Genomic DNA, 14,299 nt, shown 5'->3' with positions numbered 1-14,299 from the left:
GATCTTGGGGAAGGCTGTGCGGAAAGTCGCTGGCGGAGAAGACGGCGGCCGGAAAGCCGAAGTGGGTGAGCTCGCGGCGTAAGCCTTCGCTAAACGGGTAAGGGCAGGAGAGACTGGGGAAACAGTGACGGAAGGGGGATGCATGGAAGCTGCACGCGAGGCCTTCGCTGACCGTAAAAATACACGGGGCATCCGGAGCCTGTCCCCCGTCTGGCTCGCGGGTCCGGTGTCCGCTGGGCTTGGCCTGGTTGCCCATCTTGCGGCCGGGGGCCGGGCACCGGCGGTCCTTATCGTGGTGGCCCTGGCCGCCCTGCTGGGCATGGGCGCATCGATGCTGGGCAAGCGGCGGCTCCCCGCGTGGGGCGTACTCCTCACCGCAGCGCTGGCACAGCAGTTGCTGCACCTGGCCTTCGCCGCTTTTTCCACCGCCAGCGGTTTCTCCCTGCCCGGGCACGGCCACGGCGAAACGGCACTTCAGGAAGCGTCCACTCAGGCAGGACCGGGTCCGGATGCCCGTTCCCACGACCTGCACCTGATGTTGCACCTTCACGCAGGGGCGGCCCTGGTGGTCATGGTCCTGGTGGCCCAGTGGACGAAGATGGGTTCCCTGCTGAACCGCCCCCGGCACTGACACTGACCGCTCGTCCCGCATGAAACGCCGTGGCCGGGCCGACAGTTGAGCTACGTGTTGAGGGTGCCCCTGGCGATGCTGACGCTTAGGTGGGCAGGATTGCCGTCAATGGGCTCGTCGGAGACGTCAACGATCGGGTACTGCGAAAGCTCCAAACCGGCAGGCAGCTCAAACGTTCCGGCCTCTGAGCTCATGACGCCCATGAGCGATGATCACGCCAGGCATCCGAGATGACGTTCCTGGTGATGCCAACAATCCGGGCGGGCAGCCACGCCACCTCGACTACCGGTGCAGCATCAGAGTTGGATGCAGTTGCGTGGGAATTTCTTCAGGGATTTCTTACGGCCGGACCGCCTGGTTACCCGGGGCCGGCTGCAGGCGGCGCCGTGCTTGCCCGGAGTACCAGTTCCGGCGTGACCACGGTGGAGCTCACGCCGGCGCCGGCCTCGATCTCCTTGAGCATGGTGTCCATACACCGCCGGCCAAGCTCCTCGAAGTCCTGGCGGACGGTGGTCAGCGGCGGGGTGAAGTAGGCCGATTCAGGCTGGTCGTCGAACCCCACGACGGAGACGTCGTCCGGCACCCTGACGCCAGCCTCAGTGAACGCACGCAGCAGGCCGAGGGCCATCTGGTCGTTGCCGACGAAGAGGGCTGTGGCGTGGCGGTCAGCCGCGAGTTTCCGCCCAATGCCGTATCCACTGCCGGCGCTCCAATCGCCTTCGAGCAGGAGGTCGTCAGCCAGGCCTGCACCCCTCAGGGCCTCGCGCCAACCTTCGGCGCGTTCGGATCCGTCAGTCCAGTCCCGCGGGCCCGCCACGTGGCCAATCCGGCGGTGCCCCTGGCTGATGAGGTGTTCGACGGCGAGCCGGGCGCCGCGGCGCTGGTCCACCATGGCCCCGCTGACGTTGCTGTTGCCCAGGGATCCGACCGCCACCACGGGCACTGACAGCTCCATTTCATCGAGGGCGGTCAGGGTGTCCGCATGCGGCACCAGGACGGCGATCCCGTCCACGGCCTGGTCCATGAAGTGGTTGACGGCGTCGGAAATGGCCTCCCGGCTGACCTCGCGGAGGGCCGCGATGCTGACGAAGTAGCCCGCGTCCCGGGCCGCCTGCTCCACGCCCAGGAGGGTGTTCGCGGGGCCGTACTGGGACAGCTCGCTGGCCAGGACGCCGATGGTCTGCGAGCGGCGGGTCACCAGGCTGCGTGCCGCGGTGTTCCGGCGGTACCCCAGCTCGGCGATGGCGGCCTCCACCTTGGCCCGCGTTGCCTTGCTGACATTGGGATGGTTGTTGATCACCCGGGAGACGGTCTGGTGGGAAACCCCTGCCCTGTCCGCCACGTCTTCCAGTCGCGGCATCCGCCCCTTGCTGCTTTTAGCCATGTGCCTATTGTGCCTGCCGGGAAAAAGAAAACGTCCCCGGCACCTGCTGCCAGGATGCCGGGGACGTACCACTCTTCACTTAAAGAGTGGGCCCTGTGGGGCTCGAACCCACGACCCACGGATTAAAAGTCCGATGCTCTACCAACTGAGCTAAAGGCCCCTGCCGCGATGGTTCAGCACCCTGGGGGCTGGCCAACCGCGGCCCATTCCATTTCTGGACATTAATACTCTAACCCATGCTTTCCGGCACGTTCGCACGCAAGCCGTGATCCGCCGTCGGCCGCGGAATCACGCGGACTGTAAGGGAGCGGACGCTCGATTTCCACCTCGGCACAGGAGTAGCGTGGGGGCATGAGTGAGCAAGCAGGATCCAGTCCTTACGGCGGCGCGAACCGGCACCACAAGCCGAAGCCCTTCGCTCCCGTCGACTTCGAGCCGTTTGCCGGCGGCGCTGACCCCGCCCGGGTCTCGGAAGCCGCGCACCTTGCTGCCCAGGCACTGGTCCGCCACGGCCGGGACAGCGACGACCCCGTGGTCACTGAACGCCTGGTGAAGCTCGCCGACGAACAGGGCCTGGAAGCCATCGCCGAGATGTGGGCGGAAAGCCCCGCCCGTTCGCTTCCCGGCGCGTTGTGGCGGCTTTATGCCCTGCGTGCAGCCACCGTCCAGGACCCGGAGCGCATTTCCGTCTACTTCCGCGCGGGCAGGGACACGGCCCAGGTGTCCAACGTCGTTGCAGGTGCGGCGGAGCCCCCGGGCGCCGACGAAATGCGCGCCATGGCCGATGCCATCCTTTCCGGGGCGTTCGACGGCGAGTTCGACGTCGCGCTGGAACGTTCCGCAGCCTTCTGCCGCGTGGTGGCGCTCGGTCAGGCCACCCTCGCCGACGGCGCCGAACACGGCAACGAAGCGCACGCCAGCAAGCTGACCCGGAACTCCCACCAGCTGGTGAAGACTGCAGAGGACCTGGAGCACGCCGCGAACGCGTGGCGCCTGGGCGAACTCGATTGAAGCGGCAACGCTGCCCCGGCACCGCCCCGTCTGTCAAGATTGACTTGGGCCAGCCAAAGTAGAAAACTGAAATCGGTGCCGAGCTGCGAAACCCCCGGGCTTCAACAATCAGCCGCCTAGAGCGGCCTACCGCCGAGAGGCGTATCCGGTTCGGCACCATTTTCATGCCCTTTTTCCGCGGTTTTCCACCACGCAGCGGTGCTGTTTCCAGGCCCGCAGCGCGGGGCCGGTAGAGTTGGGCTCGGTTGTGCGCCAGGTCAACTCGCAGGGCCGCAACCACCGCCCTGTACTTTCCCCGGAGACCGGTAAACACGTGAAGCTGCGCCTTTTTCCCCAGGAGCCCGCCGGGCTGATCCTCCTTTCGCAGCTGGCCCAGCAGATCGTGCTGGCCAGCGCCACCATGGCGGAGATCCTCGGCGTCTCGGCCGAAGACCACGGCAAGCTGGTCGAGGATATGCACAACCACGAGGCGAAGTCCGCGGAACTGCACTTTGCGCTCCTGACGCACATGCGCACCAGCTTCGTTAACCCGCTCCCCCGCGAGGACATGTACGCCCTCTCCCGCTACCTGAACGAGGCGATGGAGAAAATGGACGCCGCGGCGGAACTCGTAGGCCTCTACAAGCTGGAGCGGCTGTCCAAACGCGCAGCCGACCAGCTTGAGATCATCAGCCGGCAGGCGGAGCTGACTGTGGACGCGATGGGCCGGCTCAACAACCTGGACGATCTCGAGGATTACTGGATCGAAATCCTGCGCCTTGCCAAGCGGGCTGAACGGACGCACCGCGTGTGGGTGGCGGACATGATCGCGGACATGAAATGGGCGCAGTATTCCCGCCACCGCGACATCGCCAACCAGCTGGTGGAAGTCACCAAGGACATGCGGCGGATCGCTACCCAGGTGGGCAGCATCATCGTCAAGGAATCCTGAGGTGACGCCTGTCTTCTTCGGCGTAGTGGTCCTGCTGACCGCGGTGTTCGCGTTCGTCAATGGCTTTCGCGACGTCTCCACCTCCGTGGCACTCGCAGTCCGCACCAGGGCACTCACGCCCAGCGTCGCGGTGCTGCTGGCTGCTTTCTTCAACTTTGTTGGTGCTTTGTTGAGCGCGGGCCTTGCCGTGGCCGTCAGCCGGGCATGGATCAGCCTGCCCGCCGGGACGGACGGCCTGAGCATCCTGGTGGCCGGCCTGGCGAGTGCCTGCGCCTGGGGCCTTTTGTTGTGGTGGCGCGGCATTCCTGCCTCCTCCACCCATGCCCTGGTGGGCGGCTTGGCAGGCGCCGGACTTGCCAGCCTCGCGGTGGGCGGCGCCGGCGTCGGAGGCGTGGACCAGTCCCTGCTCTTCCAGGTGGTGCTGCCGCTGGTGCTCTCCCCACTCGTGGCCTACAGCGGTGCCTTCATGCTGGTGTATCCGGCCACGTGGGCGGCCCGCTATACCCAGGCCAACGTGGTCAACCAGCGCTTCCGCCGAAGCCAGGCGGTTGCGGCAGGGGCAGTGGCTTTTGGACACGGGCTGCAGGACGGGCAACGGGTGAGCGCCGTGCTGCTGCTGGCCCTGCTGGCAGCAGGCTATCCCGGCGACGGCGGCATACCCCTCTGGGTGGCCCTGCTGTCGGCCGGGATGATGACAGCGGGAACCATGTTCGGCGGCTGGCGGATTTCGCACACTATTGGCTACAAGATCACCACGGTTGACCCGTTGCGGGGTTCGGTGGCGCAGATCTTCAGCGCAGTCATGCTGTTCGTGGGCGCCATCGGACTTCACTGGCCGCTGTCCACCACTCACACTGTCACCGCAGCGGTGATTGGAGCCGGCGAAAACCAGCACTTCTCGGTAACCAACCGGAAGTTGGTGATCAGGATTGTGGGACTCTGGGCGCTGACGCCGGCAGCCACAGCCGGGCTCGCCTTCGTCCTGGCGCTGGCACTCACCCCGCTCGGCGGCTGACCTTGCTTGCTGACCCTGTACAGGCGACGGCGGGTGCCGTAAATTCGAAGTAGGTCCCGCAGATTCGCGGACTACCAGCGCAGCCGTCGGGACCTGACATCCGCCGCCGGGTGCAGGGCCGCGGATTGCGCCGCTGCAGCATACCGGCGGCATGGATGCACATCGCGGAAAAGAGCAGGCATTATGTCTTCCTCGAATCCCCGGCACTCCCTGCCCCAGCCACGCCAGCTCCGCTGCGAAACCTGCGGCACGGAACACCAGCTGACCCTCCACGCCGTCAGGGCCATGGGCGCCAATGGCGACGTCGTTACTGTCGCCTACACCTGCAACGACTGCGGCCGGTTCCAGGAACACCTGGCCTACGCCGGTGACGTGGCTGCCGCTCTGCACCAGGTGCGCTGGATGGCCCAGGTGATTATGTTCGGGGACGACTACATCCACTGCGGCTACCCGATGGAGGAAGCGGAGTTCGAAATTGAACGGCTGTGCTACCGGAGCAGCAACAGCGGCGGCGGCCTGAATGTGGTCTCGCTGCCCACCAGGGTCCTGCGCTGCCGGTGCGGCTTCCAACTGGAAGTTCCGGAGTAGCTGCGGGCGGAGCCCGCAGCCCGGAAGCTAAACCAGAGCAGGGGCTGGAAGGCTGGAAGACTCCAGGTAAGGCGGGCGCCTCCAGTAGGGCCGTTTCCAATTCCTGGGGCGTCAGGTTCGCGGCCTGGAGCTGTGCTGAACCGTCGTCGCGATCCCATGTCGGGAAACCGTAAGCTGATGGCCCCTGCGGCCGCTTGCTATCTGCGTCAAGGAAAACTCCTTTGGGCTGCTTTTTATCCAAACCGGCCGGAAACGTAATCCTCGGTGGCTTTCTGGGTGGGGTTGCTGAAGATGGTGTGGGTATCGTCCACCTCGATCAGCTTGCCCGGCTTTCCGGTTCCCGCGATGTTGAAGAAAGCGGTCCGGTCCGAGACACGGGCTGCCTGCTGCATGTTGTGGGTCACGATCACCACCGTGTATTGGTCCTTGAGCTCATTGATGAGGTCCTCGATGGCCAGGGTGGAAATGGGGTCCAGCGCGGAGCAGGGCTCGTCCATCAGGATGACCTGCGGCTCCACAGCGATGGCACGGGCGATGCAGAGGCGCTGCTGCTGCCCGCCCGAAAGGCCTGAGCCCGGCTTCTCCAGCCGGTCCTTGACCTCATTCCACAGGTTGGCGCCCTTGAGGGAGCGTTCCACCAGCACGTCCGCTTCGCCCTTGGATATCTTCTTGTTGTTCAGCTTCACGCCGGCCAGCACGTTGTCCCGGATGGACATGGTGGGGAACGGGTTGGGCCGCTGGAACACCATGCCGATCTGCGAGCGGACGGTGACGGGGTCCACGCCGGGTCCGTAGAGGTTGTCGCCGTCGAGCATGACATCGCCCTCCACACGGGCACCGGGGATCACTTCGTGCATGCGGTTCAGGGTGCGCAGGAAAGTCGACTTTCCGCAGCCCGAGGGGCCAATGAACGCTGTGACGGACTTGGCCTCGATGTTGATGGTCACGTCCTCCACGGCGAGGAAATCGCCGTAGTAGACGTTCAGGTCCTTGACGTCGATGCGCTTAGACATGGTGTTCCTTCACTAACTGGGTATCAATTGAAGTCTGGCATCCGGTTCAGGTAACCGGAAGGGGTGTGTGGCCGGGACGGGTGTCAGCGGCCGGTCTTGGGCGCGAAGATCCTGGCAATCAGCCGGGCTCCCAGATTGAGGAGCATCACCAGGATGATCAGCACCAGGGCCGCTCCCCAGGCGCGCTGGGAGGACGGGTCCGGATTCGCCGGCGAGGTGGGGTTAAGGATCTGGGTGTAAATGAACGTCGGGAGCGATGCCATCCAGCCGCTGAAGACGTTCGAGTTGATGCTGGTGGCAAAGCCGGCGGTGACCAGGATGGGGGCCGTCTCGCCGATAACACGGGCGATCGCCAGGGTGACGCCGGACGCGATGCCGGAAATCGCGGTCGGAATGACCACCTTGACGATGGTTCGCCACTTGCGGACGCCCAGAGCGTATGCTGCTTCCCGCAGTTCGTTCGGCACGATCTTCAGCATTTCCTCGCTGGAGCGCACCACCACCGGGATCATCAGGACGGAGAGAGCGACGGCGGCCACGGCGCCGGTCTTGGTGCCGGGGCCAACTACGGCGAAGAAAAAGGCCGCGGCGAAGAGGCCGGCCACGATGGACGGGATGCCGGTCATGACGTCCACAAAGAACGTAATGGCGCGCGCAAGGCGGCCGTCATTACCGTACTCCACCAGGTAAATGGCGGTCAGCAGTCCAACCGGCACGGAAATGACGGTGGCCAGCAGCGTGATCTGGATGGTGCCCAACAGGGCATGATAGATCCCGCCGATGACCGGCGCCCCTTCTTCGGCTGCCCGGTTGTCGTAGACGCCGGTGACGCCGTTCATGGAGGTGCTCAGGAACCCGGGGGCGATCAGGCCCGGGATTCCGTTGACCAGGACCGTCCAGATCACGGAAATGAGCGGCAGCAGCGCGATGAGGAAGGACCCCACCACCAGGCAGGTGGCGAGCTTGTCCTTGGCCTTGCGGGAACCTTCGACGGCGGCGCTCCAGCTCACCAGGCCAATGGCGAAGAGCAGGGCGGAGACAAGGCCCCAACCGAAGGCGTTGAAACCGACGAGCGCCAGGATGGCGGCGCCCACGACCAGTGCTGCGGCGAGGACTGCGTACGGAGCGTACTTGGGCAGCTGGCCCTTGGTCAGGGCAGAGCGCTTGCTGCGCACGGGGGTAAGCGTGGAGGTCATTTAGTTGGCTCCCGAGAATTCTTTGTGCCGGCTGATGATCCAGCGCGCGACCATGTTCACGGCCAGGGTGATGATGAACAGGACCAGGCCGGCCGCAACCAGCGTGCTGACCTTGAGGCCGCTTGCCTCAGGGAAGTTGAGGGCGATCTCCGCCGCGATGGTCTGGTTGCCGGACTGGATCAAACTTGCGGTCAGCGCACCCGAGGACAGCACCAGGGCCACCGCCATCGTCTCGCCGAGGGCGCGGCCCAGGCCCAGCATGACTGCACTGATGATTCCCGGGCGGGCGAACGGCAGGACGGACATCTTGATCATTTCCCAGCGTGTTGCGCCCAGCGCCAGCGCTGCTTCCTCGTGCAGTTTGGGGGTTTGCAGGAAGATTTCGCGCGACAGGGACGTGATGATGGGCAGCACCATGACGGAGAGGACGATGCCTGCCGTGAGGATGGTCTTGCCGGTGGCCGAGGCCGGCCCCTGGAAAATCGGCAGCCAGCCCATGTTAGCCGCAAGCCAGTTGTAGGCCGGGGAAATTTCCTTGGCCAGGAACGCTGCGCCCCAGGCGCCGTAGATCACGGACGGGATGGCGGCGAGCAGGTCGACCACGTAGCCGAGTCCCGCGGCCAGCCGGCGCGGGGCGAAGTGCGAGATGAAGAGGGCAACGCCGATAGCGATTGGCGTTGCGATCACCAGTGCAATGACCGCGGCGATGAGAGTGCCGATCACGATGGGCCAGATGTAGGCGAAGAAGCCTTCTCCGCCCTGGATCTCTGCGGACGGTGCGGTGAGCGCAGGAATGGCCTGGACCACCAGGAAGAGTGCGACGCCGAAGAGGACGGCGAGGATGAGGCAGCCGGCGGCAAGTGCGGCACCGGAGAATATTTTGTCCCCGGCGCGGCCGGCGCCCTGGGTGCTGGTCAGCGTGGTGGCGGTCATTCGACGGCCCTTCGATCGTGGTGGTACTGAGGCTGGAAAGTGCTGCATCCAAAGCCAAGTTCCCCGCACTGCCTTTCGGCAGGCGGGGAACCCGGCTTTGGTGCGGATATTAGGACTTGACCTTGATGGACTCGATGGCTGCCGTGGCCTTCTCGGTCAGGGAGGAGGACAACGGTGCCGACTTCGCGGAATCAGCGGCGGCCTGCTGGCCTTCCTCGGAAACTACGTAGTTCTCGAAGGCCTTGACCAGGTCAACGGTCTCCTGGCTGTCGTAGGCGCTGCACACAACGTGGTAGGAAACGAGCACGATGGGGTAGGCGCCCGAAGCGGCGGTCTTGCGGTCCAGCTTGATGGCGACGTCGTTCTCGGAGCGGCCCTCAACCGGGGAACCCGCTTCCACGGCCTTGGCTGCGGCTTCAGCGGAGATCTTGACGAACTCTTCGCCCACCTTGATGGAGGCGGTGCCCAGCGAACCACCCACGGCGGAGTCGTCAGCGTAGGTGATGGCGCCGGGGGTATCGGTGACGGTCTTGACCACGCCGGAGGTGCCCTTGGCGTTCTCGCCCTGCAGGGCTGCAGGCCACACGCCGGAAGCCTTGTCCGTCCAGACCTCGGGAGCGGCGGCAGCGAGGTATTCAGTGAAGTTGGTGGTGGTGCCGGAATCATCCGAGCGGTTCACGGGGGTGACCTTGAGGTCGGGGAGGCTGACGCCCTCGTTCAGGGCGGCAATCGCGGGATCGTTCCAGTTGGCGATCTCGCCGCGGAAGATCTTGGCGACAGTCGGTGCGTCGAGCTTCAGCTCGGTGACACCGGGCAGGTTGAACGCAACCGCGATCGGGGAGATGTAGACGGGAATGTTGATGGCGCCGTCGGGACCGCAGACAGCCTTGGAGCTCTCGAGCTCTTCGTCCTTGAGGTAGGCGTCGGAACCGGCGAATTGGGCCGAACCGTCAATGATGGCCTTGCGGCCTGCACCGGAACCGTCCGGGGAGTACTGCACGGTGGCGCCCTGGTTGGCGGAGGCGAAGCCTGCCTTCCAGGCGTCCATGGCCGCACCGGTGGAGGAAGCGCCGATGCCGGTGAGGGTGCCGGTGACCTTGGGCCCGGAACCACCCTGGGTGCCTGCGGGAGCGGTGCCCGTGGCGTTGTCTGAACCGCAGGAGGTAAGCGCGAGTGCGCCGGCTGCGATAACAGCGATAGCCGCGTGGCGGCCGAAGCGGAGTGCCTTCACTAGATGTACCCCTTCCAGGGTTATTCAGTTGCGGGTCAGGGACGGAGAACCCTGCTGCGCGATGCGTACGTTTTGTACTTTCATCGAAGGTAGGGGCCCTAGGTAACGGGATGGCCTGCCCAAAGTGAACGGAGGATTAACGACGGCGGGATTTTCGCTGACAAATTCCCGGTCACCATTGCGCAGATCACATGTTCCGCCGTAGTGCACCGGCAAGAAAATAATCGCACGGGGCAGCAAATAGACTGGACGGCATGGCCCCAGCAGCAGGACTCTCAGCAGGCAGGCGGTTCCTCCGCGGCCGCCTCCGCACCGGCCTGATCCGGTCCCGCAACTCCCTGGTTCCCGCCATCCAGATGACCGTCTGCGCCGTGGGCGCCTATGCCTTTGCGGAGTATGTGCTGGGCCATTCCGGTCCCCTGTTCGCTGCCACGTCGTCCTTGATCGCCCTTGGCTTCTCCCGGGAGCCCCGGCTGCGGCGGGTCCTGGAGGTGGGCCTGGGCTGCACCATTGGCATCGCCGTAGGCGACCTCCTCCTGCACTGGCTGGGCGCCGGAATCTGGCAGGCCGCCGTCGTCCTTTTGTTTTCCATCCTGCTGGCCCGCTTCCTGGACAGCGGAAACATCTTCACCACCCAGCTGGCCCTGCAGTCGCTGCTGGTGGTGCTGCTGCCGGCGCCGTCCGGCGGACCGTTCACCCGCAGCATCGACGCCGTCGTGGGCGGCCTGTTTGCCTTGCTGGTGACCATCCTCGCCCCCAAGGACCCGCGCCGCGAGCCCCGCAAGGACGTCCAGAAGCTCCTCCACGAACTGGCTGAAGTGCTGCGTGAATGCGCGGAGGCCCTGGTGGACAGTGATTCGACCAGGGCCTGGCACGCGCTGGTCCGCGGGCGGAACTGCCAGTCCCTGGTGGACGCCATGCGGCACTCACTGCGGGCATCTGGCGAGGTTGCCCGGCTTGCGCCTGCCTACCGCCGCCACCGGGACGAGCTGGACCAGCTGGCACAGTCGCTTGATTTCATCGACCTGGCATTGCGGAACAGCCGCGTCTTTGCGCGGCGCCTCACCAGCGCCATCAACCATGCGGCTTTGTCCGACGAGGCAACGGACAACATTGCGGAGGTGCTGCAGGAGACCGCTGCCGCGATCGACGAGCTGTCCCTCGGCCTGGCGGAAACGCACGACGGCGTCCGCCGCGCCCACCTGCGCACGGCGCGCAACGACCTCAGCGAGATCGCGCTGCGGCTGCATCCCAAGCTGCTGGAGGTGCAGCGGCTCGAGGGCGAGACGGTGGTGATGCTGTTCCGCCCGCTGATGGTGGACCTGCTGGAGGCAACCGGGATGGACGCCAGCGAGGCGCGGGACGTGCTGCCGGCGCTTTAGCCTGGCCTTCCTGCCCGTTGGGGAAGTCAGCCGGCCGGAACCTGGCGGCCGTTCCCGTAGTCGTTCGCGTAGCGCAGCCCCATCTGCTCCCTGGCCTGGTCCAGCAATTGCATCACGCGGACGGTTTCCGCCCAGGGCATCAGCGGGCTCTCCTGCAGGCCTGACCGGATGCAGCGGGCCGTTTCGCGCAGTTCATGGATGAACCCCTCCGTTTCCTCCGGGAATTCCTCGACCCTGACGTTGCCGTCCAAGCCGCAGATTTCGAGCCTGCGCGGGTTGTACAGCGGGGACCCGGTCCTGATCCAGCCTGCGGTGCCGCCGATGGTGGCCATGCCTGGACCGGAAGCTTGCAGCGACGACGTGAGCTGGGCTGCAGCCCCCTCCGGGTATTCAAGGGTGAGCGTGTTCTGAACATCAACGCCGTCCTGGTTGAGATGTCCTTTCGCAGTAAGGCCGGTGGGGAAGCCGAGCGCCGCCACGGCCCAGGTGAGCGGGTAGACCGCCAGGTCCAGGAGGGCGCCGCCACCGGCGGCAGGGTCCCAAAGCCTGTCTGTGGGGTCATATGCGGCCGGAAATCCGAGGTCCGCATGGACCCAGCGGACCGTGCCGATCTCCCCGTTGCCAATCAGTTCGAGGGCACGGCGCGTGGCCGGGAGGAAGCGCGTCCATACCGCTTCCATCAGGAAAAGGCCGCGCGCCTTGGCCAGGTGGACCAGTTCCGTGGCTTCCCTGGCGTTGATGGTGAAGGGCTTTTCACACAGGACGTGCTTTCCGCCTTCAAGTGCCGCCCGGACAACCCCGAAGTGCTGGGCATGGGGAGTGGCGACATAGACCACATCCACGCGCGGATCGGCAAAGAGCTGCCGGTAACCGTCTCCGGCAGGACCATCATGGTAGCTGAGGGCAAAGCCATGCTCCCTGGCGAACTTTTCTGCGGAGGCCCGGCCACGTGAGCTCACCGCATAAAGCTCGGCGCCCTCCAGTTGGGCGAGGTCCCGGGTAACCTTGTGCGCGATCCGGCCTGTTGCCACAACTCCCCAGCGGAGGGTCCGGGCGTCGGCGGCGGGACCGCTCGTTTCTTGCTTCACAGTTGTCGCTCCGTAGTGGGCTGGCGCCGGCAGGGAGTTTCAGTCTAAGGGTGGTGTGGGCAACCGGCCGCGATGGTCGGGGCACGGAGAATGTCGATGCCCGCCACTAGGGTTGAACCCATGGCTACAAAGACTTCACGGGCTTCCAAAGCGCCCGCCTACAAGTGCGCCGAATGCGGCTGGACCACTGTCAAGTGGGTGGGGCGCTGCAGTGAGTGCCAGGCGTGGGGCACCGTTGAGGAAACGGGCACCGCGGTGGCGCGTACGACGGCGGCCACAACGGTGGTGGAGCCGGCCCGCCGGATTGCCGAGGTGGATGCCACCACGGCGGCTTTCCTGCCAACCGGCGTTGACGAGCTGGACAGGGTGCTGGGCGGCGGCCTGGTGCCCGGCGCCGTCATCCTGCTGGCCGGCGAACCGGGCGTGGGGAAGTCCACGCTGCTGCTGGATGTAGCTGCCAAGTTTGCCCGGACGGCCCAGGATGTTTTGTACGTGACAGGCGAGGAGTCTGCGGCGCAGGTGAAGCTGCGCGCCGAGCGGATCGACGCCGTCGCCGAGTCCCTGTACCTTTCCGCGGAGACCGACCTGGGCCAGGCGCTGGGGCAGGTAGAGAAGATCGAGCCCCGGCTCCTGATTGTGGACTCGGTGCAGACCCTCAGCAGCGCCGACGTCGACGGCAGCGCGGGCGGCGTCTCCCAGGTCCGCGAAGTGGCAGCCTCCATCATCGCCGCCGCGAAACGCCGCAATATGACCACGCTGCTGGTCGGCCACGTGACCAAGGACGGGTCCATAGCCGGTCCCCGGCTGCTGGAGCACCTGGTGGATGTGGTGTGCCAGTTTGAGGGAGAGCGGCACTCCCGCCTGCGACTGCTCCGTGCAGTCAAAAACCGCTACGGGCCCACCGACGATGTCGGCTGCTTCGACCTGAACGAGAACGGCATCGAAGGACTCGCTGATCCCAGCGGCTTGTTTGTCAGCCGGACCAAGGATCCCGTCTCCGGCACGTGCATCACTGTCACCATGGAAGGCAGGCGCCCGCTGTTGGCCGAGGTGCAGTCGCTGCTCGCCGAAAGCCCCAACTCCCAGCCGCGCCGGGCCACCAGCGGCCTGGACAGTTCCAGGGTCTCCATGCTGCTGGCGGTGCTGCAGCAGCGCGCCGGGACGCTTCTGCACAAGGACGATTCCTACGTGGCAACGGTGGGCGGGGTGAAGCTCAGCGAACCGGCCACAGACCTTGCCGTGGCGCTGGCGGTCGCCTCGGCCAAGGCCCGCAAACCACTGCCCATCCGTTTGATTGCCTTCGGTGAGGTGGGCCTTGCGGGCGAGGTCCGCCCGGTTCCGGGCATCAACCAGCGCATTCAGGAAGCACACCGCTTGGGGTTCACGCATGCTGTGGTTCCGGCAAGCCATACCGGCCCGGGCCCGGTGCCGGCGGGCTTCTCGGTCCGCGAGGTGGAGCACCTGACTGAGGCGCTTAGTTTGCTGATCGGATAGCGTTGCTGTCTGTTACCTCAAGTTATTGGGCAGACATGAAGACTTCCTGGGGCTGGAGGCCCTGGGTATCTGTCCGAAAACTCCAAAGGGGGTCAGGGGCGCTGGGGAAGCTGGTCCGGATCGTCCCGGTGGGCGTTGAAAAGCCACCCGGAAACGTCGCTGCGCAACACCAGCAGCGGGCCTCCCGTGGCGCTGACGTTCCCGGTGGGAACGTAGTACCCCCGGCCGGAACCGGGCCCGCCCGCGGCACGGTCCAGCGCGTCGGTCAGGTGCCGCGGCAGGTGGCCCTGCGGGCCAAGGCTGTGGAGTTCTTCAAGTTCTTCCGGCGTCAGCCGTCCCATAACTTCGGCAATGTTTGCCATGACGGGTCCCTTCGAGCAAGTGCCTGAAGGAATAACCTAA

General features: G+C 65.7%; 14 protein-coding genes, 1 tRNA gene and 1 pseudogene. 7 read left to right on the top strand and 9 right to left on the bottom strand.

From position 1 onward, the window contains the following. The first annotated feature begins 142 nt into the window (after positions 1-142). Positions 143-631, top strand: coding sequence for a hypothetical protein (locus FDW81_RS02545; RefSeq protein ID WP_138132546.1), 489 nt, complete (start codon positions 143-145; stop codon positions 629-631). Positions 632-681: 50 nt separating this feature from the next. Here the strand turns inward: FDW81_RS02545 and FDW81_RS02540 are convergent. From FDW81_RS02540 to FDW81_RS02530, 3 genes and pseudogenes are all read right to left on the bottom strand, one after another. Continuing rightward, positions 682-834 (bottom strand): annotated as a pseudogene (locus FDW81_RS02540) (anti-sigma factor); the annotation flags it as partial. A gap of 155 nt (positions 835-989) precedes the next feature. Continuing rightward, on the bottom strand, positions 990-2,015 hold the full coding sequence (locus tag FDW81_RS02535) for a LacI family DNA-binding transcriptional regulator (RefSeq protein ID WP_138132545.1): 1,026 nt from the start codon (positions 2,013-2,015) through the stop codon (positions 990-992). Between the two features lie 87 nt (positions 2,016-2,102). Further along, positions 2,103-2,175, bottom strand: a tRNA-Lys gene (locus FDW81_RS02530). Positions 2,176-2,366: 191 nt separating this feature from the next. On the opposite strand from FDW81_RS02530, the gene FDW81_RS02525 reads away from it, so the two are divergent. From FDW81_RS02525 to FDW81_RS02510, 4 genes are all read left to right on the top strand, one after another. Then, positions 2,367-3,026, top strand: coding sequence for a hypothetical protein (locus FDW81_RS02525; RefSeq protein ID WP_138132544.1), 660 nt, complete (start codon positions 2,367-2,369; stop codon positions 3,024-3,026). Positions 3,027-3,339: 313 nt separating this feature from the next. Further along, positions 3,340-3,957, top strand: a complete 618-nt coding sequence (locus FDW81_RS02520) for a DUF47 domain-containing protein (protein WP_138132637.1) — start codon at positions 3,340-3,342, stop codon at positions 3,955-3,957. A 1-nt stretch (position 3,958) separates the two neighbouring features. Continuing rightward, on the top strand, positions 3,959-4,972 hold the full coding sequence (locus FDW81_RS02515; protein WP_138132543.1) for an inorganic phosphate transporter: 1,014 nt from the start codon (positions 3,959-3,961) through the stop codon (positions 4,970-4,972). 183 nt (positions 4,973-5,155) lie between these two features. Continuing rightward, positions 5,156-5,560 (top strand): hypothetical protein, encoded by a 405-nt coding sequence (locus tag FDW81_RS02510; protein WP_138132542.1) that lies wholly within the window; start codon positions 5,156-5,158, stop codon positions 5,558-5,560. A gap of 233 nt (positions 5,561-5,793) precedes the next feature. Here the strand turns inward: FDW81_RS02510 and pstB are convergent, their stop codons facing one another. From pstB to pstS, 4 genes are all read right to left on the bottom strand, one after another. After that, complete coding sequence (gene pstB / locus FDW81_RS02505; RefSeq protein ID WP_138132541.1) at positions 5,794-6,573, bottom strand: phosphate ABC transporter ATP-binding protein PstB; 780 nt, start codon at positions 6,571-6,573, stop codon at positions 5,794-5,796. A gap of 83 nt (positions 6,574-6,656) precedes the next feature. Further along, positions 6,657-7,769, bottom strand: coding sequence for a phosphate ABC transporter permease PstA (pstA, locus tag FDW81_RS02500; protein ID WP_138132540.1), 1,113 nt, complete (start codon positions 7,767-7,769; stop codon positions 6,657-6,659). Continuing rightward, positions 7,770-8,702 (bottom strand): phosphate ABC transporter permease subunit PstC, encoded by a 933-nt coding sequence (pstC, locus tag FDW81_RS02495; RefSeq protein WP_138132539.1) that lies wholly within the window; start codon positions 8,700-8,702, stop codon positions 7,770-7,772. It abuts the gene before it with no gap. A 109-nt stretch (positions 8,703-8,811) separates the two neighbouring features. Beyond that, positions 8,812-9,933 (bottom strand): phosphate ABC transporter substrate-binding protein PstS, encoded by a 1,122-nt coding sequence (pstS, locus tag FDW81_RS02490; protein WP_138132538.1) that lies wholly within the window; start codon positions 9,931-9,933, stop codon positions 8,812-8,814. Between the two features lie 254 nt (positions 9,934-10,187). Here pstS and FDW81_RS02485 point away from each other — a divergent pair, with 254 nt between their 5' ends. Next, entirely contained in the window at positions 10,188-11,315 is a 1,128-nt protein-coding gene (locus FDW81_RS02485; protein WP_138132537.1) for an aromatic acid exporter family protein, read from the top strand. Between the two features lie 26 nt (positions 11,316-11,341). On the opposite strand, the gene FDW81_RS02480 is transcribed toward FDW81_RS02485, so the two are convergent. Beyond that, positions 11,342-12,403 carry a Gfo/Idh/MocA family protein gene (locus tag FDW81_RS02480; protein WP_240719854.1) on the bottom strand — a complete coding sequence of 354 codons (1,062 nt, stop codon included), beginning with the start codon at positions 12,401-12,403 and terminating at the stop codon, positions 11,342-11,344. A 120-nt stretch (positions 12,404-12,523) separates the two neighbouring features. Between FDW81_RS02480 and radA the strand changes: the two genes are divergently transcribed. Then, entirely contained in the window at positions 12,524-13,897 is a 1,374-nt protein-coding gene (gene radA, locus FDW81_RS02475) for a DNA repair protein RadA (RefSeq protein WP_138132535.1), read from the top strand. 92 nt (positions 13,898-13,989) lie between these two features. Here the strand turns inward: radA and FDW81_RS02470 are convergent, their stop codons facing one another. Next, positions 13,990-14,259, bottom strand: coding sequence for a hypothetical protein (locus tag FDW81_RS02470; protein WP_138132534.1), 270 nt, complete (start codon positions 14,257-14,259; stop codon positions 13,990-13,992). Positions 14,260-14,299: the final 40 nt, after the last annotated feature.

This window comes from Pseudarthrobacter sp. NamB4 (assembly GCF_005796185.1).
In the GTDB taxonomy this organism is placed as follows: domain Bacteria; phylum Actinomycetota; class Actinomycetes; order Actinomycetales; family Micrococcaceae; genus Arthrobacter.
Note: the sequence above shows the minus strand (reverse complement) of the source record. Positions and strands in the feature narration are given on the sequence as shown.